The sequence below is a fragment of the Marinobacter suaedae genome, from assembly GCF_030519635.1.
In the GTDB taxonomy this organism is placed as follows: domain Bacteria; phylum Pseudomonadota; class Gammaproteobacteria; order Pseudomonadales; family Oleiphilaceae; genus Marinobacter; species Marinobacter suaedae.
In genome coordinates, this window is the sequence record NZ_JAUMIS010000001.1 from 1,767,738 (window position 1) to 1,794,508 (window position 26,771).

At 58.5% G+C, this 26,771-nt stretch carries 27 protein-coding genes; 15 read left to right on the plus strand and 12 right to left on the minus strand.

Going from position 1 to position 26,771, the window contains the following annotated elements; all coding sequences use genetic code 11:
• Positions 1–49 precede the first annotated feature (49 nt).
• The 5 genes from QVZ43_RS08060 (at position 50) to QVZ43_RS08080 (ending at position 4,541) form a co-directional block, all read left to right on the plus strand.
• Complete coding sequence (locus tag QVZ43_RS08060) at positions 50–967, plus strand: LysR family transcriptional regulator (RefSeq protein ID WP_302909512.1); 918 nt, start codon at positions 50–52, stop codon at positions 965–967.
• The gene (gene pepQ / locus QVZ43_RS08065) at positions 960–2,252 is read left to right on the plus strand and encodes a Xaa-Pro dipeptidase (protein WP_302909513.1); all 1,293 of its coding nucleotides are present in this window, start codon (positions 960–962) and stop codon (positions 2,250–2,252) included. Before QVZ43_RS08060 ends, pepQ begins: the two co-directional genes overlap by 8 nt.
• Positions 2,253–2,339: 87 nt before the next feature.
• Entirely contained in the window at positions 2,340–2,549 is a 210-nt protein-coding gene (locus QVZ43_RS08070; protein ID WP_223795793.1) for a bacterioferritin-associated ferredoxin, read from the plus strand.
• Between the two features lie 154 nt (positions 2,550–2,703).
• A complete protein-coding gene (gene bfr / locus QVZ43_RS08075; RefSeq protein WP_223795794.1) occupies positions 2,704–3,180 on the plus strand; it encodes a bacterioferritin in 477 nt (158 codons plus the stop codon).
• A gap of 8 nt (positions 3,181–3,188) precedes the next feature.
• The gene (locus QVZ43_RS08080) at positions 3,189–4,541 is read left to right on the plus strand and encodes a phosphohexomutase domain-containing protein (RefSeq protein ID WP_302909514.1); all 1,353 of its coding nucleotides are present in this window, start codon (positions 3,189–3,191) and stop codon (positions 4,539–4,541) included.
• A 76-nt stretch (positions 4,542–4,617) separates the two neighbouring features.
• On the opposite strand, the gene QVZ43_RS08085 is transcribed toward QVZ43_RS08080, so the two are convergent.
• Both QVZ43_RS08085 and QVZ43_RS08090 read right to left on the minus strand, forming a co-directional pair.
• A complete protein-coding gene (locus QVZ43_RS08085) occupies positions 4,618–5,727 on the minus strand; it encodes a phospholipase A (protein WP_302909515.1) in 1,110 nt (369 codons plus the stop codon).
• Between the two features lie 5 nt (positions 5,728–5,732).
• Entirely contained in the window at positions 5,733–6,071 is a 339-nt protein-coding gene (locus tag QVZ43_RS08090; RefSeq protein WP_302909516.1) for a hypothetical protein, read from the minus strand.
• Between the two features lie 201 nt (positions 6,072–6,272).
• On the opposite strand from QVZ43_RS08090, the gene QVZ43_RS08095 reads away from it, so the two are divergent.
• Positions 6,273–6,686, plus strand: coding sequence for a c-type cytochrome (locus QVZ43_RS08095; protein WP_223795797.1), 414 nt, complete (start codon positions 6,273–6,275; stop codon positions 6,684–6,686).
• A gap of 65 nt (positions 6,687–6,751) precedes the next feature.
• On the opposite strand, the gene rep is transcribed toward QVZ43_RS08095, so the two are convergent.
• Positions 6,752–8,770 (minus strand): DNA helicase Rep, encoded by a 2,019-nt coding sequence (rep, locus tag QVZ43_RS08100; RefSeq protein ID WP_302909517.1) that lies wholly within the window; start codon positions 8,768–8,770, stop codon positions 6,752–6,754.
• A 192-nt stretch (positions 8,771–8,962) separates the two neighbouring features.
• Here rep and QVZ43_RS08105 point away from each other — a divergent pair, with 192 nt between their 5' ends.
• The 3 genes from QVZ43_RS08105 (at position 8,963) to rmf (ending at position 13,252) form a co-directional block, all read left to right on the plus strand.
• Positions 8,963–11,296: a Tex family protein gene (locus QVZ43_RS08105; RefSeq protein WP_302909518.1), complete on the plus strand. Its 2,334-nt coding sequence runs from the start codon at positions 8,963–8,965 to the stop codon at positions 11,294–11,296.
• Between the two features lie 65 nt (positions 11,297–11,361).
• The gene (gshA, locus tag QVZ43_RS08110) at positions 11,362–12,921 is read left to right on the plus strand and encodes a glutamate--cysteine ligase (RefSeq protein ID WP_302909519.1); all 1,560 of its coding nucleotides are present in this window, start codon (positions 11,362–11,364) and stop codon (positions 12,919–12,921) included.
• A gap of 115 nt (positions 12,922–13,036) precedes the next feature.
• A complete protein-coding gene (rmf, locus tag QVZ43_RS08115; RefSeq protein ID WP_223795801.1) occupies positions 13,037–13,252 on the plus strand; it encodes a ribosome modulation factor in 216 nt (71 codons plus the stop codon).
• 21 nt (positions 13,253–13,273) lie between these two features.
• Here the strand turns inward: rmf and QVZ43_RS08120 are convergent, their stop codons facing one another.
• Entirely contained in the window at positions 13,274–13,429 is a 156-nt protein-coding gene (locus tag QVZ43_RS08120; RefSeq protein WP_302909520.1) for a flagellar basal body-associated FliL family protein, read from the minus strand.
• 298 nt (positions 13,430–13,727) lie between these two features.
• Here QVZ43_RS08120 and QVZ43_RS08125 point away from each other — a divergent pair, with 298 nt between their 5' ends.
• Together QVZ43_RS08125 and rsd are read left to right on the plus strand one after the other, a co-directional pair.
• Entirely contained in the window at positions 13,728–14,231 is a 504-nt protein-coding gene (locus QVZ43_RS08125) for a disulfide bond formation protein B (RefSeq protein ID WP_302909521.1), read from the plus strand.
• Positions 14,232–14,331: 100 nt separating this feature from the next.
• Positions 14,332–14,811 carry a sigma D regulator gene (gene rsd / locus QVZ43_RS08130; RefSeq protein WP_302909522.1) on the plus strand — a complete coding sequence of 160 codons (480 nt, stop codon included), beginning with the start codon at positions 14,332–14,334 and terminating at the stop codon, positions 14,809–14,811.
• 76 nt (positions 14,812–14,887) lie between these two features.
• Here the strand turns inward: rsd and QVZ43_RS08135 are convergent, their stop codons facing one another.
• The 3 genes from QVZ43_RS08135 to QVZ43_RS08145 all read right to left on the minus strand — a co-directional run bounded on the left by QVZ43_RS08135 (position 14,888) and on the right by QVZ43_RS08145 (position 16,677).
• Positions 14,888–15,625 (minus strand): BamJ family beta-barrel-assembly machinery protein, encoded by a 738-nt coding sequence (locus tag QVZ43_RS08135; protein ID WP_302909523.1) that lies wholly within the window; start codon positions 15,623–15,625, stop codon positions 14,888–14,890.
• 123 nt (positions 15,626–15,748) lie between these two features.
• A complete protein-coding gene (locus tag QVZ43_RS08140) occupies positions 15,749–16,123 on the minus strand; it encodes a DUF4124 domain-containing protein (RefSeq protein ID WP_223795805.1) in 375 nt (124 codons plus the stop codon).
• Entirely contained in the window at positions 16,120–16,677 is a 558-nt protein-coding gene (locus tag QVZ43_RS08145) for a TIGR02444 family protein (RefSeq protein ID WP_302909524.1), read from the minus strand. Before QVZ43_RS08145 ends, QVZ43_RS08140 begins: the two co-directional genes overlap by 4 nt.
• 45 nt (positions 16,678–16,722) lie before the next feature.
• On the opposite strand from QVZ43_RS08145, the gene QVZ43_RS08150 reads away from it, so the two are divergent.
• The gene (locus QVZ43_RS08150) at positions 16,723–18,675 is read left to right on the plus strand and encodes an ATP-binding cassette domain-containing protein (RefSeq protein ID WP_302909525.1); all 1,953 of its coding nucleotides are present in this window, start codon (positions 16,723–16,725) and stop codon (positions 18,673–18,675) included.
• Between the two features lie 4 nt (positions 18,676–18,679).
• On the opposite strand, the gene ppx is transcribed toward QVZ43_RS08150, so the two are convergent.
• Positions 18,680–20,212 (minus strand): exopolyphosphatase, encoded by a 1,533-nt coding sequence (ppx, locus tag QVZ43_RS08155; protein WP_302909526.1) that lies wholly within the window; start codon positions 20,210–20,212, stop codon positions 18,680–18,682.
• A 244-nt stretch (positions 20,213–20,456) separates the two neighbouring features.
• Between ppx and trxA the strand changes: the two genes are divergently transcribed.
• A complete protein-coding gene (gene trxA, locus QVZ43_RS08160) occupies positions 20,457–20,783 on the plus strand; it encodes a thioredoxin TrxA (RefSeq protein WP_223795809.1) in 327 nt (108 codons plus the stop codon).
• 61 nt (positions 20,784–20,844) lie between these two features.
• Here the strand turns inward: trxA and QVZ43_RS08165 are convergent, their stop codons facing one another.
• The 4 genes from QVZ43_RS08165 to moaB are packed head-to-tail and all read right to left on the minus strand — an operon-like array spanning position 20,845 to position 23,379.
• Complete coding sequence (locus tag QVZ43_RS08165; RefSeq protein WP_302909527.1) at positions 20,845–21,291, minus strand: molybdenum cofactor biosynthesis protein MoaE; 447 nt, start codon at positions 21,289–21,291, stop codon at positions 20,845–20,847.
• 1 nt (position 21,292) lies between these two features.
• Positions 21,293–21,553 (minus strand): molybdopterin converting factor subunit 1, encoded by a 261-nt coding sequence (gene moaD, locus QVZ43_RS08170; RefSeq protein WP_302909528.1) that lies wholly within the window; start codon positions 21,551–21,553, stop codon positions 21,293–21,295.
• A gap of 2 nt (positions 21,554–21,555) precedes the next feature.
• On the minus strand, positions 21,556–22,770 hold the full coding sequence (locus QVZ43_RS08175; RefSeq protein WP_302909529.1) for a molybdopterin molybdotransferase MoeA: 1,215 nt from the start codon (positions 22,768–22,770) through the stop codon (positions 21,556–21,558).
• A 36-nt stretch (positions 22,771–22,806) separates the two neighbouring features.
• On the minus strand, positions 22,807–23,379 hold the full coding sequence (gene moaB, locus QVZ43_RS08180) for a molybdenum cofactor biosynthesis protein B (protein WP_302909530.1): 573 nt from the start codon (positions 23,377–23,379) through the stop codon (positions 22,807–22,809).
• A 375-nt stretch (positions 23,380–23,754) separates the two neighbouring features.
• Here moaB and rho point away from each other — a divergent pair, with 375 nt between their 5' ends.
• Together rho and ubiD are read left to right on the plus strand one after the other, a co-directional pair.
• Entirely contained in the window at positions 23,755–25,017 is a 1,263-nt protein-coding gene (gene rho / locus QVZ43_RS08185; protein ID WP_302909531.1) for a transcription termination factor Rho, read from the plus strand.
• A 256-nt stretch (positions 25,018–25,273) separates the two neighbouring features.
• The gene (gene ubiD / locus QVZ43_RS08190; RefSeq protein WP_302909532.1) at positions 25,274–26,761 is read left to right on the plus strand and encodes a 4-hydroxy-3-polyprenylbenzoate decarboxylase; all 1,488 of its coding nucleotides are present in this window, start codon (positions 25,274–25,276) and stop codon (positions 26,759–26,761) included.
• The last annotated feature ends 10 nt before the right edge of the window (positions 26,762–26,771 follow it).

Genomic DNA, 26,771 nt, shown 5'->3' on the forward strand with positions numbered 1-26,771 from the left:
CGCCCGATACGCTATCATGCCATCAGAATGAACAGCTTCTGGTGGCATGATGGATTTACGTTGGCTTGAAGATTTTATGGCGCTGGCCCGGGCCCGCCATTTTTCACGTGCGGCTGAATTGCAGCACGTGAGCCAACCGACGTTCAGTCGACGCATCAAACTGCTGGAAGAGGCCATGGGGACGACGCTCATTGACCGTCAGACCCTGCCTCTCACCCTGACTCCGGCCGGGGAGGTGTTCTTCGAGTTTTGCGAGCGGGCGACCCGTGACGTTCGCGAGACCCGCGAACGGATCCAGGCCCTTGAAGAAGCAGCCGAATCCCGGATCAGCGTGGGGTCCACCCAGAGCCTGTTTTCCCACTTCTACCAGGAGTGGCTGGCTGCATCCGGGGTGGAGGACGACCTGCAACTGAACCTGAAGTCCACCAACTGGCTGGGTGAGCAGTTCCTGGATGCACTGGACGATGGCGAGTGTGAGCTGGTGCTGTGCTACTGGCACCGGTATTTGCCCTGGCGGGAGCGGTTGTCGCCCGAACGCTACGAGTGGCTGACGCTCGGCGAGGAATTGCTGGTCCCCGTCAGCGTAGCCGACGATCAGGGTAACCCCCGTTTTGCGTTACCGGGCAGTCCAGAGCAGCCGGTGCCATTAATCGCCCATCATCCCCGCGGCTTTCTCTACTCGGCCATTGAAGCCCACCTGGGTCAGAGCAAGTTGTCGGCGAACCTGTTGCCACTCAATGAAAGTCCTCATTCAGCGAGCATCAAGGCACTGGTCAAGCAGGGGTTTGGCATGGGCTGGCTGCCGCAACGTATGACGGAAAAAAGTGAGCAGTTTGGCCGCCTGGTCCGGGCAGGAGAGGAACACTGGGACATCCCCGTGGATATCTGCCTGATTCGCCTGCGAGAGCCGCGCTCACAAGATCTATTAACGCTTTGGAAAACACTGGAAGAGCAACACCATGTCTGATTCTGAATTACTGGCCCTCCAGGTCGACCACATCCGGACTCTTCAGCACCGATACGAAGAGGCCCTGGCCTCACAGGGTTACGACAGCCTGCTGATCAGCTCCGGCGCCGCCCCAATGCGTTACGCGGACGATCAGGGCTGGGTGTTCCACGGCTATGGCCCCTTCGTGCACTGGACAGGGCTGGTGGATCAGGAATTCAGCTGGTTGCTGATTCGCCCGGATCAAAAACCGGTGCTCTGGTTGTTCCAGCCGGTGGACTTCTGGCACGCCAACCCGGAATTCCCGGAAGAGCCCTGGCACCAGCTCGTGGATATCCGGTTTATCCCCCAGCGAGAGATACCGGCTATTGATGAGGCGGGCAAGATGGCAGTCATCGGTGACCCCGCCTATCTGGGCGATGTGGCCGGCGAACACAACCCGTCTGCCCTGCTGGAGGCCGTTGAAGAGACCCGCGTCCGCAAAACACCGTATGAGATTGCCTGTATGGCCCGGGCCAATGCGTTGGCGGTCAAAGGGCATCGTGCGGCCCGGGATGCCTTTCTGGCGGGCGAAAGTGAGTTTGGCATCAGCCTCGCGTACCAGCAGGCCACCGGCCAGCGTGAGGCGGAGTCCCCGTACCACAGCATCATTGGCCTGAACGAACACGCCGGAACCCTGCACTACCAGTACTACGACGTGGATGCCCCCTCAAGCTCGCGCAGCCTGCTGATCGATGCCGGCGTGCGCTTCCGTGGCTACAGTTCGGACATTACCCGTACCACCGCGGCGCCGGGCGAAAACCGTTTTGCGGCACTGATTCATGGGCTGGATCAACTGCAGAAGCGTTTGTGCGAGATGGTGGCGCCGGGCGTGGCGTATGTGGACATTCACCGCAAGACACACGAAGGCATTGCCGCACTGCTGATTGCCGCGGGCATCGTGCAGGGACTGGACGAGCAAACCCTGGTGTCCGAAGGCGTTACCCGTGCCTTCTTCCCCCACGGCATCGGGCATTTCCTGGGTGTGCAGGTTCATGATGTGGCCGGCAAACGCACGCCGTCTCCGGACGATGCGCCGTTCCTGCGTCTGACCCGCACCCTGGAGCCAGGCATGGTGGTAACCATCGAACCGGGCCTGTACATCATCCCGTCCCTGCTGGATCCGGTCCTGGAAGGCCCGTTGGCTAATCACTTCAACCGTCCGGTGATTGAGGAGCTTCGGGGCTGTGGCGGCATTCGGATTGAGGATAATGTGGTCGTCACCGAGGACGGTCATCGGAACCTGACCCGGGAACTGGCGGCCTGATAACAATTCGAAACGCCTGGGCCTTGCACTTCGGGATGCAAATGACAATAATTATCACTAACGATATTTTTGTCAGTGGGAGTGAGTATGTACGTTTGCCTCTGCCAGGGCGTCACCGACCGGGCCATCCGTGAAGCTGCCGAGAACGGCGTAACCTCCATGCGTGAGCTGGGTATGGAGCTTGGCGTGGCGCGCCAGTGTGGCCGTTGTGCCCGCATGGCGCGGGACATTCTCGATGAATGCACCACTCCCGATTACGTCGCACTGGCCGATATGCTGGCTCAGCCTGCCGCCTGATCACCGATGTCCCTCAGCCAACAAAGCCGGCAGGCCTGCCGGCTTTGCTTTAACTGATTCCTGTCTGCACTTCTTTCCCGTCTGCAATTTTTTATTGACCCGGAACCGGCTATCCTTTGCTGACGGTACACAAACCTGAGAAGGAGCCCCGACGATGAAAGGCGACAAGAAGGTTGTGCAGTATCTTAATAAAGTCCTCGCCAACGAACTGACCGCGATCAACCAGTATTTCCTCCATTCCCGCATGTACAAGGACTGGGGCATCACCAAGCTGGCGGACAAGGAATACGAGGAATCCATTGATGAAATGAAGCATGCCGATCAACTGATCGAGCGGATCCTCTTTCTGGAAGGCTTGCCCAATCTCCAGGACCTGAACAAACTGTTGATTGGTGAAAACGTTGAGGAAATGATCTCCTGTGACCTGAAACTTGAGGTGGCTGCGGTGGCTGAGCTGAAAGAAGCCATTGCCTATTGCGAGCAGGTTCAGGATTACGGCAGCCGGCAATTATTCCGGAGCATCCTCGACAGCGAGGAAGAACACATTGATTGGCTCGAAACTCAACTCGAGCTGATTGCCCAGATGGGCATACAGAACTACATACAGCTACAGTCAGCACCTGCGGAGTAAGATTGATAATGGATTTGTCCTGCTTTAAAGCCTATGACCTTCGTGGCCAGGTACCCGAACAACTGAACCCGGACCTGGCCGAGCGTATCGGGCGCGCCTACGTGGAAGTCACCGGGGCGAAAAAAGTCATCGTCGGTTACGACATCCGGCTATCCAGCCCGGACATTGCCAGGGCCTTGAGTGACGGCCTGATGGCGGCCGGTGCCGATGTGTTCGATATCGGTCTGTGCGGCACAGAGCAGGTGTACTTCGCGACCAGCCACTACGGTATGGACGGCGGCATTATGGTCACCGCCAGTCACAACCCGAAAAACCACAACGGGATGAAAATGGTGGGGCCGGAATCCCGCCCGATCAGTTCCGACAATGGCCTGAACGACATTCGTGACCGGGTTCTGGAACCCTTTACCGACGCGCCGCAGAAGGGTCGCTACGACACGATCGATGCCATGGACGACTACGTGCAGCATCTTCTGGGGTACATCGATACCAGCTCCCTGAAACCTCTGAGCATTGTGTGTAATGCCGGTAACGGTGGCGCAGGCCTGGTGATTGACCAGCTCGAACAGCATTTGCCGTTCACGTTCGTGAAAGTCCACCACGAGGCCGATGGCAACTTCCCGAACGGGGTCCCCAACCCGATCCTGCCGGAGAACCGGTCCGCCACCGCGGAGGCGGTCGTGGCGGAAAAAGCGGCCATGGGTATTGCCTGGGATGGTGATTACGACCGTTGTTTCTTTTTTGACGAAAACGGTCGCTTTATCGAAGGCTATTACATTGTCGGTCTGCTGGCGGACCAGTTCCTGCGCAAGACTGGCGGTGGCGCCGTCATCCACGATCCGCGCCTGACCTGGAACACCCTGGACCTCGTCAAAGCGGCGGGTGGCACGCCGGTGGAAAGCAAAACCGGCCACGCATTCATCAAACAGCGGATGCGGGACGAAGACGCCGTGTATGGTGGCGAAATGAGCGCCCACCATTACTTCCGGGATTTTGCCTACTGCGACAGCGGCATGATTCCCTGGCTGCTGGTGGCCGAGCGTCTGTGCCAGTCCGGCCAGTCACTGTCTTCCCTGATCGACGCCCGGATTGAGGCTTATCCCGCCAGTGGTGAAATCAACCGCACCATCGCTGACCCGAAAGCGGTTATTTCGGCCATTGAAGCCAAGTACAGCGAACAGGGTGGTAGCGTGAGCAAGGTGGACGGCGTGAGCATCGAATTCGATGACTGGCGCTTTAACCTGCGCATGTCCAACACCGAGCCGGTGGTCCGGCTGAACGTGGAAGCGCGGGGCGACAAAGCGTTGATGGAAGCAAAAACTGAAGAACTGCTCGCCGAGATGGATCGCCTTAACCACTAAGGCGATTCCTGCCAGCCCGTTCGGTCCATATATACGCTGGCCGAGCGGGCGATCCATTACTGTCTTTCCCTGAAGATTACAGCCAGTCGTTCAGCATCACGCCGATGCCAAATCGCTGGATGCGCTGGTTGTAGTCGATCAGGCTTTCCCCGTAACCGTTGTAATACTGGATAAAGCCTCGCACGGTGTCGCCCATGGGGAAGCTGTAGCCAAGCTCGACCGAGGTCTTGTTGTTCTCCGAGCGGAGATTGTTCATCAGCCGCATCGACAACGTCCGGTCTTCGGTGAGTTTGTACACGGTGATGTAGTTGGCGTGGCCCAGATAGCGCTCGATGTCCGGGTTGTCATCGTCATCCCGGTCCTCCGGAATCCGGTACCAGGGCTGTACCAGGAACAGCCAGCGTCCGTAGCTGTATCCGGCGGAGCCCATCAGGCGGTTCCAGCTGCGGGACCGGGGTTCGGACTGGCCGTTGGACTGGTGATTGAAACCGAACGTCAGGGCGTTCAGATTACCTTTGCCGAGTTTCCAGTCGGCCTGGTACCGGACGAAAATCTCCGGTTCGTAATTGGTTTCGCGGAAGGGTGCCGAAGAATCCCGGTTGTAGACTTGCCAGAAAGACTTCTGGGTGTAGCCAAACCAGAGTGTGGTGCGCTTATGCATCAGCCCGGTCAGCAGGGGAACCTTGAAACTGATCTGGTACTTGGCCTCTTCCTTTTCCAGGTCGTAGTCGTAGCTGGTGGCTCCCAGGGTCGGACTGGCGGGAGCCGGATTGGGATCAACCACGTAACTGATCGGCAGGATGTAGGTCGGGCGGTAGCCGACGAAACTGCCGGAAAAGGAAAATATGGCTTTTTCGGCGGCCAGATACCGATCCAGAACGTCATCCATCACTCCTTCGTCCGAGGCCGTCGCCGGATCAGCTGAATCCGTTTTCGGTGAAGGGATTACTTCGGCAGCCTCCTGCTGAACGTCTTCCAGTCGTTCTGGCGATGCGGACTTGCGAGCGGCTTGCGGGTCTTGCTGTTGGTCGTAGCAGGCCAATCGCTGAACGCCGTTCTCGATCAGCGCGCAGTCTGCCATGCTGAGTTCGCCGTCCGCGCTGTTGTTACTGGATTCCTGGGCATTTAGCAGGGTCGGTACCCACAGTGCCATCACTGCCAGTGCGGCCAATCGTTTTGCGGTCATGGCGCTCATCCAGCCTGGATGCTCAGCCAGGTGTTTGTGATGCCGTACAGCCAGACCCCCATCAGGGTCGCAGCCAGCAGGCCAAAAATAATCTTGTGTTTAACGCGACTGCCGGCATCGGCCGCTGCCACCCAGCGCAGGTACATCAGCCCGATAAAGCTCAGGAAAACCACCAGACTCGCCAGTGCGGGGATCAGCAGCCAGCCCGCCTGCAGAGTCCCTCCGTCCGCCGTGTGGCTGGAAAACCAGGCCATGGAGCCGAGGAGTATCGCCAGCGCACCGAACTCAGCAATCAACAGGACCTTGCGAAGTGGGTGAGGTGAGGGGGCGTTGGGTTGCATCATAATGGCTCCGGAAAAGGGGGTTGGTCGTCAGGGCGTATAGTAGCGTGACAGGCGCTCGGGTGCTTTCAGGCTGAATAAATGGCAATGAATTTATGGAAGGATTTTACCTTGATTCAGCCACTTGGTTTTTTTGCCAGGGTTCAGTCGCTATAATGCGACCACTGACGATTATAACGCGCTAATGCGAGGTGCATTGTGAAGATGAAGAGAGTCCTGGCTGTCATGCTGCTTGGCTTCGGTTTTACTGCCGGTGCTGTGATGGCAAGTGTTGAAGATGAGATTCGTTCACGCATCGAGCCGGTCGGAGAAGTCTGTCTCCAGGGCGAGGAGTGTGGTGAAGCGGCAGCGCCGACCCAGGCTGCCAGCTCTGGCCCGCGTTCCGGTTCCGAAGTTTACGATGCGGTTTGTATGGCCTGTCACACCACCGGTGCTGCCGGCGCGCCCAAGATCGGCGACGCGGGTGCCTGGGCCCCCCGTATTGAGAAGGGCGTCGACACCCTGATCGAGCACGCCATCAATGGCTTTAACGCCATGCCGGCCAAAGGCGGCTGCGCTAACTGCCCGGATGAAGAGATTGCTGCTGCGGTCGAGCACATTGTGGCGGAGAGCAAATAAGCTCACCGGCTAAAAGCAGAAAAAGCCCCGCACCGCGGGGTTTTTTGTTGCCTGCCGGAGCGCGGCTAGTCGCCCAGGTCGCCGAGCAGGGCACTGAGGGTGGCTTTGCCCTTCTTCTGATTCGCCTCCGCGTCCAGGTCGCCTTTGCCTTCCCAGATCACATCTTCTTCGGGCAGTTCATCCAGGAAGCGGCTCGGGATGGTTTCGATTTTCTCCCCGTATTGCTTGCGTGATGCCGCATAGGTCATGGCCAGGGTCTCCCGGGCGCGGGTGATGCCGACGTACATCAGGCGGCGCTCTTCCTCGATGTTGCCCTCTTCAATGCTGCTTCGATGGGGCAGGATCTCTTCTTCCAGTCCCATGATGAACACATGGGGAAATTCCAGACCCTTTGAGGCGTGCAGGGTCAGTAGCTGGACCTTGTCACTGTCGTCTTCCTCTTCCCGCTGTTCCATCATGTCCCGCAGGATCAGCTTGGTGATGGCGTCCTCGATGCCGATTTCGTCTGCGGTGCCCTTGCCGTCGTCCAGCATGCGCTGAATGGAATCCACCAGATACCAGATGTTTTCCATACGGCGCTCCGCCTGCTTGGGGGTGCCGGAGTGCTGGTGCAGCCATTCTTCGTATTCAATGTCAGTGAACAGTTGCTTGATGACCGGAATCGGATCTTCGTTGTGCAGGCGTTCGCAGGTGGCATCGACCCAGTGGGCAAAACGCCGCAACCGGTCCAGCCCCTTTTCCGCCACGTGGGCTTCGGCACCCATGTCGTGCAGGGAGCGGAACAGGCTGACATTACGAGTGCGTGCGTAGGTGGCCAGCTGCTCCAGGGTTTTGGGTCCAATCTCGCGCCGTGGCACGTTGACAACCCGCAGGAAGGCGGCGTCGTCGTCCGGATTGATCAGCAGGCGCAGGTAGGACATGGAGTCCTTGATCTCGTTTTTGGAGAAAAATGACTGGCCGCCGGAAAGCCGGTAGGGAATCTGGTAGGCCTGCAGTTTCATTTCCAGCAAGCGGGCCTGGTGGTTGCCCCGGTACAGCACTGCGAAGTCCCGGAATTCCAGGCCCTGCTTGAGTTTTTTGTCCAGAATCTCGGTGGCAACACGCTCGTTTTCCGCATCTTCATTGCGGCACCGGATCACCCGCAGTTCGTCACCAATGGTGTGGTCACTCCACAGGGTCTTTTCGAACACGTGCGGGTTGTTGGCAATGACCGTGTTGGCACTGCGCAGGATCCGGCCGGTGGAGCGGTAGTTCTGCTCCAGCTTGACGATCCTCAGGCTGGGGAAGTCTTCCTTCAACTGAACCAGGTTTTCCGGACGCGCACCACGCCAGGCGTAGATGGACTGGTCATCATCGCCAACAACGGTAAAGGCGGCCCGCTCGGCGACCAGCAGTTTGACCAGTTCGTACTGACACACGTTGGTGTCCTGATACTCGTCCACCAGCATGTAGCGGATTTTCTTCCGCCACTTGGTCAGCACCTCGGGATTGGATCGGAACAGCTGCACCGGCAGCAGGATAAGATCGTCAAAATCCACCGCGTTGTAGGCTTTCAGGTATTCGTTGTACTTGCCGTAGACTAGGGCAATGCGCTGTTCCCGTTCGTCGGCGGCCTTGCTCAGGGCTTCAGCGGGGGTTCGAAGGGCATTCTTCCAGGAAGAAATGGTCATCTGGACGTCGCCCAGTTCGTCGCCGGCCTCGGCGCTGCCTTCGCTGAACATCAGGTCCTGAAGCAGGGCCTTGGCGTCTTCGGCGTCAAAGATGGAGAAACCGGGGCTGTAGCCCAGGTGCTCGTGCTCCTCCCGGATCATGTTCAGGCCAAGGTTGTGGAAGGTCGAGACAATCAGCCCCCGGGCCATGGTCCGGTCGACAATGCGGGTCACCCGTTCTTTCATTTCCCGGGCGGCCTTGTTGGTAAAAGTAACGGCGGCGATGTGGCGGCCGGGGATGCCGACTTCCTCAATCAGGTAGGCAATCTTGCGGGTGATGACGCTGGTCTTGCCACTGCCGGCACCTGCCAGCACCAGGAGCGGGCCGTTGGCGTAGCGTACCGCCTCACTTTGTCTGGGATTGAGTCTGTTCACAGGGTTAGGGTCTGGCCTTGCAAGGAAGAATGAATAACGTCTGGTGATTTTACACGAGCGGAGGCGTCAGTACCTTGTGGATGATACTGCGGTCCCTGGTTCGTCCTCCTCAAGGGCCGCTTGCCTGATGCCCTTGGCCGCTGTACCTTTCCCCCTTTCCGTTTTTTACCGAGCCAAGTGAACAGAGGTTGCATGAACAGTATTTCCAGCCGTATTGCCGAAGAACTGGGCGTACGCGAACAGCAGGTCAACGCCACCATCGGGATGCTCGACGAGGGCGCAACGGTTCCGTTTATTGCCCGTTACCGTAAGGAAGTTACCGGTTCACTGGACGACACCCAACTGCGGACTCTGGAAGAGCGGCTTCGTTACCTGCGCGAACTGGAAGATCGCCGGGCCGCCATCCTCAGCAGCATTGACGAGCAGGGCAAGCTTACCGACGAGCTTCGAGCCAGCATCAACGAGGCAGACACCAAGAACCGCCTGGAAGACCTGTATCTGCCGTACAAGCCAAAGCGTCGTACCAAGGCGCAGATTGCCCGTGAGGCTGGGCTGGAGCCGTTAGCGGACGCTCTCTTTGACGATCCCACCCTGGAGCCTGAAGCCACCGCTCAGGGTTATCTCAATGCCGATGCCGGTATCGACGACACCAAAGCCGCGCTGGATGGGGCCCGTTACATCCTGATGGAGCGGTTTGCCGAAGACGCCGAACTGCTCGGCAGCCTCCGTGACTTTATCTGGAATGGTGGCCAGTTGAAGGTCACGGTGGTGGAAGGCAAAGAGAACGAAGGGGCGAAATTCCGGGATTACTTTGATCACGTTGAGCCTCTCAAGAAGGTGCCTTCCCACCGGGCGCTGGCGATCCTGCGGGGTCGCAATGAGGGCATCCTGACCTATGCCATCGTGATGGAGGAGGAAAGCAATGATCGCCGTCAGCCCCACCCGGCTGAGCAGCGTATTGCCGCCCACTGGAACATCCGCGACGCCGGCCGCGCCGCTGACAAGTGGTTGTCTGAAGTGGTGCGCTGGACCTGGCGTGTAAAACTGTCCACCCAGATCGAAACCGATCTGATGGGGCAGGTGCGGGAAACCGCCGAAAACGAGGCCATCAACGTGTTTGCCGCCAACCTGAAAGACCTCCTGTTGCTGGCACCGGCGGGGCCGCGCCCGACGCTGGGTCTGGATCCTGGCCTGCGTACCGGAGTCAAAGTGGCGGTGATCGACGGCACCGGCAAGGTGGCCGGCCATGGTGCGATCTTCCCACACGCGCCAAAGAACCAGTGGGATCGTTCCATCGAACAGCTGGCTGCCCTGTGTCGTGAACACAAGATCGAGCTGGTCGCGATCGGTAACGGCACAGCTTCCCGCGAAACCGAGAAACTGGTGGGCGATCTGTGCAAACGTTACCCGGAACTCAAGCTGGCTCGCATTGTGGTCAACGAGTCCGGTGCGTCCATCTATTCCGCGTCCGAATTTGCCGCCCGTGAACTGCCGGATCTCGACGTCACCATCCGTGGCGCCGTGTCTATTGGTCGTCGTCTGCAGGATCCGCTGGCGGAACTGGTGAAGATCGAGCCCAAGTCCATCGGGGTGGGTCAGTACCAGCACGATGTATCCCAGGTACAGCTGTCCCGGAGCCTGGACGCGGTGGTCGAGGACTGTGTAAACGGTGTGGGTGTGGACCTGAACACCGCGTCGGTTCCTCTGCTCTCACGGGTGTCTGGCCTGAACCAGAGCATTGCCCAGAACATTGTGGATTTCCGGAACCAGAACGGTCTGTTCAACAGCCGCAAGCAGTTGCTGAAAGTGTCGCGCCTTGGCGATCGCACGTTTGAGCAGGCGGCCGGCTTCCTGCGTATTCACGGTGGCGAGAATCCTCTGGATCGCTCGTCGGTGCACCCGGAAGCCTACGGCGTGGTGGAGGCCATTGCCGCCAAGAACAACCGCAAGGTTGAGGACATCATTGGCGACGCTGCCTTCCTGCGCGGCCTGAATCCGCAGGATTACGTGACCGAGCAGTTTGGCCTGCCGACCATCAAGGACATTTTCACCGAGCTGGAGAAACCCGGGCGGGATCCGCGTCCGGAGTTCCGGTTTGCCAGCTTCGAGGAAGGGGTGGAAACCCTCAGCGACCTCAAGCCAGGCATGATCCTGGAAGGCTCGGTCACCAACGTGACTAACTTCGGCGCGTTTGTGGACATTGGCGTCCATCAGGACGGACTGGTGCACATCTCGGCCCTGTCCCATACTTTCGTCAACGATCCGCGAGACGTCGTCAAAGCGGGTGACATCGTCAAGGTCAAGGTGATGGAAGTGGACATCCCCCGCAAACGTATTGCCCTGTCGATGCGGATGGACGATCAGCCTGGCGAAAAGAAAGATGCGCCAGCCAACCGTTCCGCTCGCAGCGAACAAAAAGCCGGCGGTCGCGGAGCGCGCCAGTCGTCGCCCGCGCAGAAACCGCAGGGAGCGATGGCCGGGGCTCTTGCGCAGGCCATGGCCTCTGCTCGCAAAGGTGGTCGCTAACCCCATTCTCTTTTCACCAGCCGGCACCGCTTCATTGAGCGTGCCGGCGGCAGCAGGAGTTCACGATGGCTGGATCCCGCTTTTCTGTTTTGCGCCAGTTTGCCGAAAGTGACTGGCATGGTTTTCTGAAAGGGGTGGAAAAAGAAGGTCTGCGGGTAGACCGTAACGGCTTTATTGCGCAAACGCCTCATCCGAAAGCCCTGGGTTCCGCGTTGACCCATCCCCGGATTACCACCGACTACTCGGAAGCCTTGCTGGAATTGATTACCCCGGTCTGTCGCACGACCAGCGACCTGTTGACGTCGCTCCGGCAGATCCACCAGTTTGTGCAGCAGAATCTGGGTGACGAGGTGTTCTGGGCTGCGAGCATGCCCAGCGCGCTGGATGGCGACCCCAGTATCCCCATCGCGGAATACGGTACCTCCAACATCGGTCGCCTGAAGCATGTGTATCGGCAGGGGCTGGCGGTTCGCTATGGCCGCATGATGCAGAGCATCGCCGGTGCACATTACAACCTGTCCCTCCCGGATGAGTTCTGGCGTACCTGGCAGGCAGCGCTGGGGAATCAGCAGAAGCTGAAGGACTTCAAGTCGGATCAGTATTTCTGGCTGGTGCGGAATTTCCGTCGTCGCAGCTGGCTGCTGATGCTGCTGTTCGGGGCCTCGCCGGCCCTGGATGCGAGCTTTGTGGCGAATGTCAGTCACAACCTGTCACGGTTTGATGATCAATCCTGGTTTGGTGAGCAGGCGACTTCGTTGCGGATGGGGGATCTGGGGTATCACAACAACGCCCAGTCGTCCCTGAATATCTGTTTCAACGAACTGGGCACCTACACCAAAACACTGCACCGGGCGATTCATACGCCCTGGCCGGAGTACGAAACCATTGGCAACCGTCGTGGTGACGACTTCATTCAGATCAATACCAGCGTGCTGCAAATTGAGAACGAATACTACAGTGCGGTCCGGCCAAAGCGCACCACCGAGCGCGGCGAAAAGCCCATTCAGGCTCTGGATGCGCGGGGTGTGGAATACATCGAGGTTCGCTGTCTCGACCTGGATCCGTTCTCACCGGTGGGCGTGAATGCCAGTCAGATCGATTTTATGGACCTGTTCCTGCTGGATTGCCTGCTGGAAGACAGTCCACGTATCGGCGACGACGAGTGCGAACGGCTGGATGACAACTACAAGGATGTGGTTGCCCGAGGGCGCGATCCGGAACTGAAACTGTGTCGCGGTGGTTCGCGGGAATCGATGATGAATACGGCCAACGAACTGCTGGACCAACTCGAGCCGTTGGCAGAGTTGCTTGATGGCTGGGGCGACGGCACGACTTACCGGTCTGCGCTAGCAGACCAGCGCCGCAAGCTGGAGGCGCCCGATCTCTCCGGAGTGCCTTCCGCCCAGGTGCTGGCTGCCATGGATAGTCAGCGTATGGGACACCGGGAGTGGACACTGGCCATGTCCCGTCAGCATCAGGACGCGCTGCGACAGGAAGGGCTCGATGCAGAGGTTCTGGCGGAATTTCAGGCGATGTCCGAGGCTTCTTTGGCCGAACAGCGGCAGATGGAAGAAGAGGATAACGAGCCCTTTGACCAGTTCCTGGAGCGCTACGTTCAGACTTAATCAGAACTCCATTCCAACTCCCATGGACCTGTATCACAAATTCACAGTGCAGGTTTGTGGAGGATGGAACCGACTGTTAGTTTTTACGTCACGACCGAACAAGGAGAGTGGTGGCATGGCCAGGGATATCAAGCTCGGCTGGGACGTAGAAGCACTGAATAAGGCCTATCGACAGGGTTATATGGCGGCGTCCATGGGTATGGACAAAAGCCGTTGTCCCTACCGTGGTGACGTGGTCATTGCCGCCTGGGAAGCGGGCTGGGACGATGCTTCCGAGGCGGTTAGCCAGCAAAAGAACCAGGACGACGACTTTTTCTCCTGCATCGCCTGACCCTCTCCGGCGCATCCTGCGCTATCTCTGCATCACAAACTCAATCAACAGAACCCCGGTGACGGATTCGCCGGACTGCTGCTCTTCGTATACCTGATGGGGCCGTTTTTTCGCCGTGTCACGCAACGCCTGCTGACCCTTGATGGAGGTTGGTTGCCCGGTCCCGGTCCTGTTCACCAAACAACCTCACCCGTTCGTGGCGCAGCCGGAGCATGTGGGTGTTGATGGCTGCACGCCCCGCTTCCTTTCTGGCCTCATTGGCTTTCGGCTGAGCCTCTTCCGCGTGTGACGGGGCGGGAGCAGAAAGAGCGTAAGCGCCATCAGGGGCAGGAACGAGGTCAGTTGCTGTGTCATAGCCTTGATGTTGGTCATGGTTTAGGGTTTAGTGGCGACGGCATGTCGCGCATTTGGATGGCCGGAGCACAACAGCCCGGTGCGACGATGCAGTTTAAATTCACTGGCTTGGGGATGTGTTTTGACGAGCAGGACCGTGTTTGGCTTGGTATTTCTGGTGTGTGCCGCGCTGCTGGGTGTGGCCTTCTACATGGAGTACGTGATGGGTTTGGAGCCCTGTCCGCTGTGCTGGTTGCAGCGGTTTGGTTTCATCGGCGCCGGGCTGGTTGCTTTGCTCGGCTTGTTGCATGGTCCTTCTGGCCTGGGTGTGCGTATATACGGTTTCATGCTTGCTGTTATATCGGGCGTGGGCCTTGCGCTGGCGGGCCGGCAGCTGTGGTTACAAAGCCTGCCGGCGGATCAGGTCCCGGCGTGTGGCCCGTCCGTGGATTACATGCTGGAGGTATTGCCGTTCTTCGAAGTGTTGTCAACGGCGATACGTGGCACGGGAGACTGCGCTGAGGTAGTCTGGCGCTTTCTCGGCCTGAGTATTCCCGGCTGGACAGCTGTCTTTTTCTGCGTATTGATAGTTGTCGGTTTGGTGCTGCTTTTACGCGGATCGGGACAGGAGCGCAGGGCTCTGTGAATAAGGTTGCGGGGGCCCTCGCCTTGGAGTAATTTGGAAATCAACCAAGAATAATTGGGTCAGTTCAGAACGCTGGCCGGGCGAATGGAGACCAGGGGTCATGTTGGAAAACTGCCGGAATGCCAGGGAACGTTGGGGTGGCGTCAGTGACTTGATTGATCGCTGGCTCAAGGAACGTCAGGAATTGCTGGTTCTGTATTGCGAGCTGTCAGGCGAGAGCGAAGGCGTCGAGCCGGAGGTCCTGCGCCACAAGCTGGTTCGCCTGTGCGAGGTTCTGGTTGACTACGTATCGGCCGGGCATTTCGAGATCTATGAGCAGCTGATCGAAGAAGCGAAGGAATTCAATGACGGCGGCATCGAACTGGCTGCGAAGGTCTATCCCCGCCTTGAGGAAACCACAGAAGTTGCGTTGAACTTCAATGACAAGCTTGACGGTTGTGAGGCAACGGACGAAGGTGTGAAGTCCATGTTTGACGACCTGTCCAAACTGGGTGAGGCTCTGGAGAGTCGGTTCGAAGTGGAGGATTTCCTGATCGAACACTTGCACAACGTACACGCTGGCAAAGAAGCCCCGGTCTGATCTGATCAGGCTTCCAACAGTTACAAAAAAGCCTCAGCACCGGAAACCGGGCTGAGGCTTTTTTGATGCCGGCAGCTTATTCGCTGTCAGCTTCGCCTTCTTCGTCGGCGCCCGGGTTAACGTCGAGCAGTTCAACGTCAAATACCAGGGTTTCGTTCGGGCCGATAGCCCTGTTGCCGCCAGGGCCGTACGCCAGTTCAGCCGGGATGAAGAGCTTGTAGCGAGCGCCTTCACTCATCAGCTGAAGACCTTCTGTCCAGCCCGGAATCACCTGGTTCAGGGCGAAGGTTACCGGCTCGCCGCGCTCGCGTGAGCTATCAAATACCTCGCCGGAGAGCAGTTCGCCAGTGTAATGTACCTGAACGGTGTCGGTAGCGGCCGGCTTGTCGCCGTCACCTTCTGCCAGTACCTCGTACTGCAGACCGGATTCGGTCGTGGTCACCTCTTCGCGGGCGCTGTTCTCAGCCAGGAAAGCTTCGCCAGCTTCCTTATTCTTCTGGGCCAACTCTTCCATCTGCTTGACCTGTTGCTCCTGAAGGTCCTGTTGGTAGGTCATCAGGGCTTCCTGGATTTCCTCGCGGGTCATGCGCTGGGTTTCCTCGTCACCTGCATGGCCATGCTGGATGCCTTGGAGAAACTGATCCATCTGCAGGTCGGGAAGGTCGTTCTTCATGCGCTCGCCGAGCACCAGACCCATGCCGTAGCTGACTTTCTCATTGGTGGAATCCAGCTTCGGGTCTTCGGGTGTTTCCTGGGGGGCTGAACAACCGGCAACCAGACCTGCCACTGCCAGCGCTAGCATTGTTTTTTTCATCACTTCACCTTTCACCATGTTGCAGGGGCTCCTGCCCCCGGATCGTGTATTCGGAACGCAGAAGGTAACGGGTTATGGCTGTGGATGCCACTGAACATGTGTTAAGAAAGTGGACCCTTTCTCTCAGCTGCCGTTACTTCCCGGAGTTGGGCTCATGGCGAAAGGAGCGTGGTAGGGGGCCTGCCAGTCCGTTTCCGGCGCAGCGGCAGTGCCACTGTCACTGACCCGTTCAATGGCCAGGCTGTTCCATGGATCGTTCTCCGGCGGCTGGTCAGCAAAGTGCCAGTGGCCGTTGTTATCGCGCCACTTAAAGATGATGTCCGGCCCATCGATGGACACGGGGGTGGGTACCAGGCCCTCAAAGGCCGGAATGTCCGTCTGCTTTTCTTCTGCGACGGGCTCGGTGACCTGCTCTGGGGCTTCAAGCCCGAAAAAGATCAACAGCATCAGCAGCCCGAGCGCCGGGAACGAGAGTCGCAACAGCCACTTCGTTATCATGGCAAGGGTTCTCCCTTGGAGAAGTTGGCCAGCGTCCTGGCCAATGAGTTCAAATAGGGTGTAATGCACCGGGACAATCCCGTTACCGGAGCCGCAGCCTCAAGATTCCTCTGAATCAGTCCGTCACGTCCGTGCATGTCGCACGTTTCAGAGTTGTTCTTCATCAGGGAATGCCATGCCAGTGCCAGTTCTATGCGTTCAGCCTCCAGTTCAAGACCGGCCACGCCTGGTCTAAATGACTGACATGCCTCGTGATGTTTCGGTAAAGCCTGTCTGGCACTGCGTAATGCTGTGGTGACACGCTTTCGCCACGCTTTTAGCGTATCATCCTCGTCGCCCGAATAGCGATGGCCATTAAGGGCCAGCCAGCCGGCACAGAGGATTCTCGTAACACTCCAGCCTTGTTCCTGTAACGCCAGGCAGCTTTCCTTAACGCCTGGTTGTTTCCAGAAACCAATAGCAAAACGCCAGAGAGGGTTATCGGGTTCCAATTGATTGGGCAGGGTCAGAGGTATTTCCTCTGCGGGGTCATGATTTTCAGACCGAATCGGCATGACTCAGAGCCTTTCCTGACACCGTTACGTTGATAAAATGGACCGATGCTAACGATAACCGATCTCAGTTTACAACGCGGTGGCGTATGGTTGCTACAGTCAGTCAGCCTCACCGTTCAGCCCGGCCAGCGGGTGGCTATTGTCGGCGCCAACGGTGCCGGTAAGTCCAGTCTTTTTCAGTTGCTTCTGGGCCAGTTGGCGCCGGAGCAGGGCCAGGTGAGCCTGCCCGGGGGCTGCCGCATTGCCCACATGGCTCAGGAAGTCGAGGCTTCCGAGCGCAGTGCCCGGGATTATGTGCTTGATGGCGATTTCGAGCTGCGGCGGCTGGAGGCCCAGTTGGCGGACGCCGAGGCGCGCGGGGATGATCATGCCCAGGCCCGAATTCATGGCGAACTGGACGTGCACGAGGCCTGGTCGGCACCGCGCCGCGCAGAAGCACTGCTGAGGGGGCTTGGTTTCGCCGATGCCGATGCAGACCGCCCGGTGTCGTCATTCTCGGGCGGTTGGCGGATACGGCTCAACCTTGCCCAGGCCCTGATGCGACCATCCGACCTTCTGTTGCTGGATGAGCCCACCAACCACCTCGACCTGGATGCCTGTCTGTGGCTGGAGAGCTGGCTGCGCCGGTACAGCGGCACCCTGCTGTTTATTTCCCACGACCGGGATTTCATGGACCGGGTGGCCAGCCACGTGGTTCATTTCGACCAGCAGAAGCTGGAACTGTATACCGGTAACTATTCGGCTTTCGAGACTCAGCGCAGCGAGCGGCTGGCCCAGCAGCAAGCGGGGTACGAGCGTCAGCAGGCGCGCATTGCCGAAATTCAGCGTTTTATCGACCGGTTCAAGGCCAAGGCCACCAAGGCCAAGCAGGCGCAGAGTCGGGTTAAGGCGCTGGAGCGCATGGAGCGCATAGCGCCGGCCCACATCGATTCACCGTTCAGCTTTGAATTTCCGGTGGCCGAGAAGGTCTCTAACCCCTTGCTGACCATTCGAAATGGCCAGGCCGGCCATGGATCCGTACCCATACTCCAGGGCGTCAACCTGACGCTGTTACCCGGCAGTCGGATAGGTTTGCTTGGGCCCAACGGGGCTGGTAAATCCACTCTGATGGATGCGCTCCGGGGCGAGGGAACCTTGCTGGCCGGTGACCGGGTCTGCGGCGAACATCTGGCAATCGGTTATTTCGCCCAGCATCAGCTCGAGTCTCTGGATCTGGATGCCAGTCCCTTCCTGCATCTGCAGCGGCTCAGCCCCCGGGCGTCAGAGCAAAGCATCCGGAATTTTCTCGGCGGTTTCGATTTTCATGGGGATGATGCGCTGGCTCCCATTCGCTCTTTCTCCGGTGGCGAAAAGGCCCGGGTGGCCCTGGCGGTGATCGCCTGGCAGCGGCCGAATCTGTTGCTGCTGGATGAGCCGACTAACCATCTGGATCTTGAAATGCGTCAGGCGCTTACCCTGGCGTTGCAGAATTTTGATGGGGCCATTGTGGTGGTCTCCCATGACAGGCACCTGTTGCGCAACACCGTGGATGAGTTCTGGCTGGTGAACGAGGGGCAGGTGCAACCCTATGAAGGCGATCTGGAAGACTACGAGCGGTGGTTGGCGGAACGCCGGAAAGAGGAATCGGAGCCTCCTCGCTCCCGGAATGGCGGGGCACCCGCTTCAGCCGATAGCGGTCAGAGCGATGGGGCCATTGGTGAGAGCGCGGAAGACCGCAAGGCCCGGAAGCGGGCTCAGGCGGAACTGAGGCAGAAACTGAGTCCGTACCGGAAGCGCCTGTCCACGCTGGAAAAGGACATGGAAAAGCTGCACGGGCAGTTGAGTCGTCTTGAAACCGAACTGGCCGATCCGTCGCTCTACCTGGCAGAAGGCAAGGTTCGGCTCAAGGAACTCCTGGGCCAGCAGGCGGCGGCCAAGGCGCGGCTCGACGACGTCGAGACCGAATGGATGTCGGTGAGCGAAACCGTGGAGTCCCTGGAAGCGGAACTGGCTGGCTGAGCCGCTAGCCGTCCACAATTTCCAGGGTGAAGTTTTGCCTGGCCAGGAATTCCTTCTCGTTTTCCAGGTCGGCCAGGGTCAGTGGCCGATCATCCAGCCAGCCTTTCTTGAACGCCAGCACCAGGCGGTTAGGGTGCGCGTGCAGCGTCCAGGCAGGAGGTGGCTCCATGTTCCGGGGGTGCTGAATGATGTTGGCCAGCCGGATCAGGATGCACAGATGCCTGAGCCGGTATTCATCATCCTTGTCGAGGTCTTCGAAGATAGCGGGTGAGAACTTGCGCCGGTGTCCCCGAACAAGCACAGACAGATCCCGTTGGAACTGTTGGGTAAAACCGGGCAAATCAGAGTAGCGTAACAGGTAGGCACCGTGCTTGTGGTACTGACTGTGGGAAATGGTCAGGCCTATCTCGTGCAGTCGGCAGGCCCAGCGAAGCACATCTTCGTCGGCACTGGTGTGAATACCCCACGCTTTGGCCACCTGATTCCAGGCTGAAATACAGGTTTCCTCGACGGCTTCCGCGTGGACCTGGTCCACATGATAGCGTTCCTGGAGCGCAGAAATGGTCCGCTCGCGTACGTCCTCGTGTTTGATCCGGCCAAGGATGTCGTACAACAGGCCCTCGCGCAGCGCACCGTCGGCAAAGGCCATGTCATTTATATCCAGGGATTCAAACGCGCCCATCAATATCGCGAATCCGGCCGGAAAAATGCTCTGCCGATCAATCCGGATGCCGATTTCCCCTAGCCTGTCGGTTCTTCCCATATTGATCAGGCGGCGTCGAAGCTCCTCCATACCGGCACGGGTAATCGTGCCATCGGATATCTTCAGCGTCGCCAGGGCATTGGCGATGGCCTTTATGGAACCAGAAGACCCCACTGCGCTTTTCCAGCCGGTGGAACGATAGGATTTGCTAATGTTCAGCAATTCCTGTTTGGCATGGGTGACGGCCTTGTCCATCTGCTTGCGGGTAATTTTTCCATCCGGGAAGTACCTGTTCCGAAAGGACACGCAGCCCATGTGCAGGCTTTCCAGGTGCTGAGGTTCAAAGCGTTTGCCGATAATGAACTCGGTGCTGCCCCCGCCGATGTCGATGACCAGGCGACGACCCGAATCGTCTGCCAGGGTGTGTGACACCCCGAGATAAATAAGCCGGGCCTCTTCGCGGCCTGCAATGATTTCGACCGGGTAGCCAAGAATCTCTTCGGCGCGGGCAATGAATTCGCCGGTGTTACGGGCGACCCGGAGCGCGTTGGTACCCACAACCTGGACAGATTCCGGAGGGAAGCCTTTGAGTCGTTGGGCGAACCGGCTCAGGCAGGCGAGTCCCCGCTCCTGAGCTTCTGGCGTCAGGCGGTTCTGGTCGTCCAGGCCGGCACCAAGCTGGACCTTTTCGCCCATTTTCTCCAGCGTGCGAATTTCGCCGTGAACCACGCGGGCAACGACCATGTGAAAGCTGTTGGAACCCATGTCGATGGCGGCCAGCACGTCGTTGGACGATGCCGGTCTCACGTTTTCGGCGGTGGATGTCGACGTCACGTTGGTCCAAGTCCTTTTCGTCCGGAGGGTTGCGGTAACTATAAGCGAAATTCCTGAGGTGTGTCAGTAACGGGTAGGGGGAGCTACGGCTTCACATCCACGAGACCAATCGCGTAAAGTATGGCAATCCAATACGGTGATGAGCTGTACAAGATAAGAGCAGCTTTATCGGTGAAACCAATGATGCCCGGGGAAGTACGGCAGGCAGGCTGTGCATGCAGGGTGTCCTGAACAGGAAACTGTAATGAGCGGAAATATCGTAAACGTAACCGACGCTTCTTTTGAGCAGGACGTGCTCCAGTCTGATGTCCCGGTTCTGGTGGACTACTGGGCTGAGTGGTGCGGACCGTGCAAGATGATTGCTCCGGTACTGGAAGAGGTCGCCGACGAGTACGCGGGTAAGCTGAAGATTTGCAAGCTCAACATCGACGAGAACGAGCAGACTCCGCCCAAGTTCAACATCCGTGGTATCCCGACCCTGATGCTGTTCAAGAACGGCAACGTGGACGCCACCAAGGTCGGCGCACTGTCCAAGTCTCAGCTGGCGGCCTTCCTCGACAGCAACCTCTGATTACGGATCAGACGGTTCAGACCGCCCCTGGGTTATGCCCTCGGGCGGTTTTTTTGTTCTGTTACTTCCAGGTTTTCGTCCGGGCCAGATCGGTTTCTTTCTGCTCCACCCAGTGCTCCCCGGATTCCGCGAGTTCCTTCTTCCAGAAGGGCGCGGATGTTTTCAGGGCATCCATGATGTATTCGCAGGCCGCAAACGCACCGCTTCGGTGTGCGCTGCAGACCCCAACGAAGACAATCTGATCGTTCAGGCTGAGCTGTCCGACACGGTGAATGACCCGGGCTTTGCGAACGTCCCATCGCTTGGACGCCTCGTCAATCAGCCCTGCAATCACCTGTTCGGTCATGCCGGGGTAATGTTCCAGATAGAGGCCTGTCACGCCTTGCTGGTCGCCGTGGTCGCGAACCAGGCCGGTGAACGTGGCGATGGCGCCGGTGCCCGAACCGCTGTCTCTGAGGCTGGCGTATTCAGCACTGGGGTCAAAGTCGTCGGTCTGGATCGAGATCATCTCAGCCTCCGGTCACCGGGGGGAAGAACGCGACTTCGTCGCCAGCCTGCACCAGTGTGGTGGCTTTTGACATGGTCTGGTTAACCGCAATCATGATCGGTTGGTCCCCGTCCAGCTGGGCCCAGGGGCCGGAGCGCAGGGCGAGATCCGCGAGGATGTCACCGGCCGTCAGACCTGGCGATGCCGGAAGCGTCAGTTGTTCCGTGCCGAGTTCTTCTCGCAGACGGGCAAAGAATCGGATGGTAATGCTGTCGTTGCTCATGTTCAGGCCAAAAGCTCTTCGAATGAATAATACGTTAGCAGATCTCCCGGGCTGACCCGAGTGTTTTCGGGTACCACGGCCAGACCGCCCGCCCAGCAGGCGGAGCTGAGTACGCCGGAGTTCTGGTTCGGGTAGGCCTCCAGTGTGCATCGATCCGGCAAGCAGGCCTTGCGAGCGCGAATAAACTCCCGCCGAATCGAGGGTTCGTCCACCGAGAAGTCCGCCGGTAGGGTTTCGCCTGTGGGTGTCAATCGTGCGCGTCCCTGGCATTTCCGGATAAAGGGCATGGCCACCATCAGGAACGTGACCAGTACCGAGGCCGGGTTGCCGGGCAAGCCAATGACCGGTGTGTCATTCATGTGGCCAAAGGCCAGCGGTTTGCCAGGCTTGATGGCAAGGCGCCAGAGGGACAGAGTGGACGACTCTTCAAGAACCACCCTGACGTGATCCTCTTCTCCGACCGACACGCCGCCCGTGGTGATGACCAGATCGGAGGCGTCAGCGGCCCGGAACAGTGTGTCCCGGGTTGCCGTGCGATCGTCGGCCAGAGACTCACACAGGGTAACTTCGCAGCCGGCTTGGGCCAGAAGGCCCAGCAGAGTGTAGCGATTGGTGTTGTAGATTTGCCCTGCAGCGAGCGGTTTGCCGGGATCCACCAGTTCGTCACCGGTAGTGAGTATGGCGACCCTGAGTCTGCGCTGTACAGGAACCCGGGCGAACCCCATGGAAGCCAGCAGTCCCATTTCCTGGGGGCGAATCAGGGTTCCTTGTGGCAAGGCCATGCAGCCTTCGGTGAGATCCTGGCCGCGGCGGCGGATGTTCTGGCCTTCGCTGACGTCCGTGTGGATCACGATGCCGTCGTCCGAAGCGTCCACGCGTTCCTGCATCACCACGGCGTTGGCACCCGCAGGAATTTCAGAACCGGTAAAGATTCGTGCGGCGGTTCCCGGTGCCAGTTCTCCGGGTGGGTGTCCGGCTGGTATTCGGATGGACACAGGTATTGCACGACCCGGGTGAACGTCCTCGAACCGTACCGCGTAACCATCCACCGAACTGTTATCCGCCGGCGGAACGTCGGCCGGCACATGATGGTCTTCCGCCAGTATCCGGTGCAGGGAATCGGGCAGTTCTACCGTTTCCCTGGTATCAAGGCCTTTTGCCTGTGACAGAAGGTGACTGAGGGCCTCCTCAAGCGGTGTCAACTGGGGTGCGGCCATGCGTTGAAGCTCCTTGTTTTTGTTCTGAAACCGGCGCTAGCGGGAAGCCTGTTGCCCGATGATGTCCTGGAGCCGGTCAAATGCCCGTTCCGGTTTTTTCAGGGTCAGCCCTGAGAAGTTGCAGGGGGCGTGTCGGCTGTCCAGCTGGGATTTAAGGATGTGCTCCCATCCGGTCCGGCAGGCTCCGGTGGAACCGGGCAGGCAGAAGATGACCGTGTGGTTGGCCAGACCACCGAAGGCTCGGGACTGAATCGTCGATGAGGCAATTTCGGAGGCCGACAGCCGGCGGAATTCCTCACCAAACCCTTCAATGATTTTGTCCAGCAGCGGCGCCACGGCTTCCGGAGTGGAATCCCGTTCGTGAAAGCCGGTGCCACCGGTGATAATTATCGCGTGTATGACCGGGTCAGCAATCCAGTTGGCAATCAACGCTCGTACCAGATACACGTCATCGGGAAGCAATCTGCGGGCGAGCAGCCGGTGCCCGGCTGCGATGACCTGATCCTCCAGGAACTGGCCGGACGTGTCCTCCTCAGGCCCCCGGGAATCCGACACCGTCAGAAGGGCGACGTTGAGCGGGATCAGTTCGCTGGTGATGTCACTACTCATGGTGGGCACTCCGAACATTCAATCAATGTTGTTTTTTACACAGTATCGGTGTGAATTCCGGTGAATGGAAGTGGGATGGATACGGAAAATGTTTTGAGAAAGAGCAGTCTGCCTGTGCCAGCAGTATGAAATCGATGTTATTTTGGACAGTGCACTTGACATGCGCGGCCCAAGTGGCCGAATATCAAACCTGCTCGGCAAACGGTTGTTTCCACTCCCGGCTCCAGTCCCATATACACCGGATTCCACTTACAACCGGTTGCTTCATCTGGCCAGCATCACGCTCAACGACGATAAGCTTTGACCAAACTGATCAGGGGCACCCCTGTCATTCCATTATTCGTTTACTTCCATTCCTGAAAATCCAACAAAATTATGAATCTTACTGAACTCAAGCAGAAATCCATGCCCGAATTGCTCGAAATCGCGCAAGAAATGGGCCTCGATAACCTGGCTCGTTCGCGCAAGCAGGACGTGATTTTTACGATCCTGAAGAAGCATGCCAAGAGCGGCGAGGACATCTACGGGGACGGGGTACTGGAAATTCTGCAGGACGGTTTTGGCTTCCTTCGCTCCGCTGACGCATCTTACCTGGCGGGGCCGGACGACATTTATGTGTCACCGAGCCAGATTCGTCGTTTCAACCTGCGTACAGGCGACACCATCGCTGGCAAAATCCGACCGCCGAAGGATGGCGAGCGCTACTTCGCGCTGCTGAAGGTCAACGAAATCAACTTCGACAAGCCAGACAACGCGCGCAACAAGATTCTGTTTGAAAACCTCACTCCGTTGTTCCCGCAGGAACGACTGATGCTCGAGGCCGGTAATGGCAGTACGGAAGACCTGTCGTCGCGGGTGCTCGACCTGGTGGCACCGATTGGTAAAGGCCAGCGTGGCCTGATCGTGTCGCCGCCCAAGGCAGGTAAAACATTGCTGATGCAGGGTATTGCCCAGTCTATTACCCGCAACAACCCCGAATGCTATGTGATGGTTCTGCTGATCGACGAGCGTCCGGAGGAAGTGACCGAGATGCAGCGTACGGTACGCGGCGAAGTGATTGCCTCCACCTTCGACGAGCCGCCGGCCCGTCACGTCCAGGTCGCCGAGATGGTGATCGAGAAGGCCAAACGTCTGGTTGAACACAAAAAAGACGTAGTGATCCTGCTGGACTCCATTACCCGTCTGGCCCGTGCCTACAACACGGTTATTCCGTCCTCCGGTAAGGTACTGACCGGTGGTGTGGATGCCCACGCGCTGGAAAAGCCGAAGCGGTTCTTTGGTGCTGCCCGTAACGTGGAAGAGGGCGGCAGCCTGACCATTCTGGCAACCGCGCTGGTAAACACCGGCTCCAAGATGGACGAAGTGATTTACGAAGAGTTCAAGGGTACCGGCAATATGGAAGTGCACCTGGACCGGAAAATTGCCGAGAAACGGACCTACCCGGCCATCAATATCCGCAGTTCCGGCACGCGCCGTGAAGACCTGTTGATGAGCGAGGCGGACATTCAGCGCGTATGGATTCTGCGCAAGCTGCTGCACTCCATGGAGGATGACACAGCAGCCATCGAGTTCCTGTTGGACAAGCTCAAAGACACCAAGACCAACGACGAATTCTTCCAGTCGATGAAGCGTCGTTAATACGGGCGACTGGCAAGTCCCGGCGCGTCAGTCTTGGAGGCTGGCCCGCCGGGATGCCCTATCCCGAACACGCTGTGGATACGTCCCTGTACGCTTGGTCTTGCCATCCCTGGCAAGACACAGTTCGGGACAGACCATCCCGGCTATTTTTCCAGACTCCTGCAAGTACTCCTTCCCATTCTGACTTGGTACGAGAGTCTGAACATCTGATTAGCCCTTTATCCCGTAAACATGCCCGAACCTTTCGGAGCCCTTCATGAAATACAGCGACCTGCGAGACTTTATTGACCAGCTTGAAAAACTGGGCGAACTGAAACGCATCTCGGCAGAGGTTGACCCCAAGCTGGAAATGACGGAAATCTGTGACCGCGTTTTGCGAGCAGAAGGGCCGGCATTGCTGTTCGAAAATCCGAAGGGGTATGACATGCCGGTGCTGGCCAACTTGTTTGGCACGCCCCGGCGGGTAGCGCTGGGCATGGGGCAGGACAATGTCACGGCGCTCCGGGATATTGGGAAATTGCTTGCGTTTCTCAAGGAGCCCGATCCCCCCAAGGGGTTCAAGGATGCCATCGAGAAGCTGCCGGTGTTCCGCCAGGTCATGCGGATGAGCCCGAAGGTGCTCCGATCGGCGCCTTGTCAGGATGTGGTGATTGAAAAGGACAGGGTGGATTTGTACCAGATTCCGGTGCAAACCTGCTGGCCTGGAGATGCTGGTCCGCTGGTAACCTGGCCGCTGGTCATAACTCGTGGTCCCAATAAAGAACGGCAGAATCTCGGGATCTATCGCCAGCAGGTGATCGGGCGCAATCGCCTGATCATGCGCTGGCTGAGCCATCGTGGTGGGGCGCTGGATTTTCAGGAGTTTCAGAAGGCTCATCCGGGCGAACCCTACCCGGTAGCTGTCGCGCTGGGCGCTGATCCGGCAACCATACTGGGCGCGGTGACCCCGGTGCCAGATACCTTGTCGGAGTATGCCTTTGCGGGTTTGCTGCGCGGCAGCAGGACCGAGCTGGTGGATTGCCAGCTGAGCGATCTGCAGGTGCCGGCCAGCGCCGAGATCGTGCTGGAAGGATTTATTTATCCGGACGATATGGCGCCGGAAGGCCCGTTCGGGGACCACACCGGCTACTACAACGAAGTCGAGCAGTTCCCGGTGTTTACGGTGGAGCGGATTACCCATCGTAAGGACCCCATCTACCACAGCACCTACACCGGGCGTCCGCCCGATGAGCCAGCGATTCTTGGGGTGGCGCTCAACGAAGTGTTCATCCCCATTTTACAAAAGCAGTTTCCGGAAATCGTGGATTTTTATTTGCCGCCCGAGGGGTGTTCCTACCGCCTTGCGGTTGTAACCATGAAGAAACAATACCCGGGCCATGCCAAGCGCGTGATGATGGGGGTATGGTCCTTCCTGCGGCAGTTCATGTACACCAAGTTCGTGATCGTCACCGATGACGATGTGAACGCCCGGGACTGGAAGGACGTCATCTGGGCCATGACCACCCGGATGGACCCGGCCAGGGACACCACGCTGGTTGAGAGTACGCCGATTGATTACCTGGACTTCGCCTCACCGGTCGCCGGACTGGGATCGAAAATGGGGCTGGATGCTACCAATAAATGGCCGGGTGAGACCGATCGGGAATGGGGCACCCCCATTACCATGACGGACGAGATTCGTCAGCGGGTGGACGAACTGTGGGATCAGCTGGGCCTTGAAACCTCGGCCAATAGCCCCGACTGATAAGGTCAGC

Coding starts and splice junctions, on each gene's coding strand:
- rho (WP_302909531.1), top strand. CDS start 23,755: ATGAATCTTACTGAACTCAAGCAGAAATCCATGCCCGAATTGCTCGAA.
- QVZ43_RS08165 (WP_302909527.1), bottom strand. CDS start 21,291: ATGATCTCGATCCAGACCGACGACTTTGACCCCAGTGCTGAATACGCC.
- QVZ43_RS08105 (WP_302909518.1), top strand. CDS start 8,963: ATGAACAGTATTTCCAGCCGTATTGCCGAAGAACTGGGCGTACGCGAA.
- gshA (WP_302909519.1), top strand. CDS start 11,362: ATGGCTGGATCCCGCTTTTCTGTTTTGCGCCAGTTTGCCGAAAGTGAC.
- QVZ43_RS08145 (WP_302909524.1), bottom strand. CDS start 16,677: ATGCCGATTCGGTCTGAAAATCATGACCCCGCAGAGGAAATACCTCTG.
- QVZ43_RS08095 (WP_223795797.1), top strand. CDS start 6,273: ATGAAGAGAGTCCTGGCTGTCATGCTGCTTGGCTTCGGTTTTACTGCC.
- QVZ43_RS08080 (WP_302909514.1), top strand. CDS start 3,189: ATGGATTTGTCCTGCTTTAAAGCCTATGACCTTCGTGGCCAGGTACCC.
- moaB (WP_302909530.1), bottom strand. CDS start 23,379: ATGAGTAGTGACATCACCAGCGAACTGATCCCGCTCAACGTCGCCCTT.
- bfr (WP_223795794.1), top strand. CDS start 2,704: ATGAAAGGCGACAAGAAGGTTGTGCAGTATCTTAATAAAGTCCTCGCC.
- QVZ43_RS08090 (WP_302909516.1), bottom strand. CDS start 6,071: ATGATGCAACCCAACGCCCCCTCACCTCACCCACTTCGCAAGGTCCTG.
- pepQ (WP_302909513.1), top strand. CDS start 960: ATGTCTGATTCTGAATTACTGGCCCTCCAGGTCGACCACATCCGGACT.
- QVZ43_RS08070 (WP_223795793.1), top strand. CDS start 2,340: ATGTACGTTTGCCTCTGCCAGGGCGTCACCGACCGGGCCATCCGTGAA.
- rmf (WP_223795801.1), top strand. CDS start 13,037: ATGGCCAGGGATATCAAGCTCGGCTGGGACGTAGAAGCACTGAATAAG.
- rsd (WP_302909522.1), top strand. CDS start 14,332: ATGTTGGAAAACTGCCGGAATGCCAGGGAACGTTGGGGTGGCGTCAGT.
- ubiD (WP_302909532.1), top strand. CDS start 25,274: ATGAAATACAGCGACCTGCGAGACTTTATTGACCAGCTTGAAAAACTG.
- QVZ43_RS08060 (WP_302909512.1), top strand. CDS start 50: ATGGATTTACGTTGGCTTGAAGATTTTATGGCGCTGGCCCGGGCCCGC.
- QVZ43_RS08175 (WP_302909529.1), bottom strand. CDS start 22,770: ATGGCCGCACCCCAGTTGACACCGCTTGAGGAGGCCCTCAGTCACCTT.
- QVZ43_RS08085 (WP_302909515.1), bottom strand. CDS start 5,727: ATGACCGCAAAACGATTGGCCGCACTGGCAGTGATGGCACTGTGGGTA.
- QVZ43_RS08140 (WP_223795805.1), bottom strand. CDS start 16,123: ATGATAACGAAGTGGCTGTTGCGACTCTCGTTCCCGGCGCTCGGGCTG.
- moaD (WP_302909528.1), bottom strand. CDS start 21,553: ATGAGCAACGACAGCATTACCATCCGATTCTTTGCCCGTCTGCGAGAA.
- trxA (WP_223795809.1), top strand. CDS start 20,457: ATGAGCGGAAATATCGTAAACGTAACCGACGCTTCTTTTGAGCAGGAC.
- QVZ43_RS08150 (WP_302909525.1), top strand. CDS start 16,723: ATGCTAACGATAACCGATCTCAGTTTACAACGCGGTGGCGTATGGTTG.
- QVZ43_RS08135 (WP_302909523.1), bottom strand. CDS start 15,625: ATGAAAAAAACAATGCTAGCGCTGGCAGTGGCAGGTCTGGTTGCCGGT.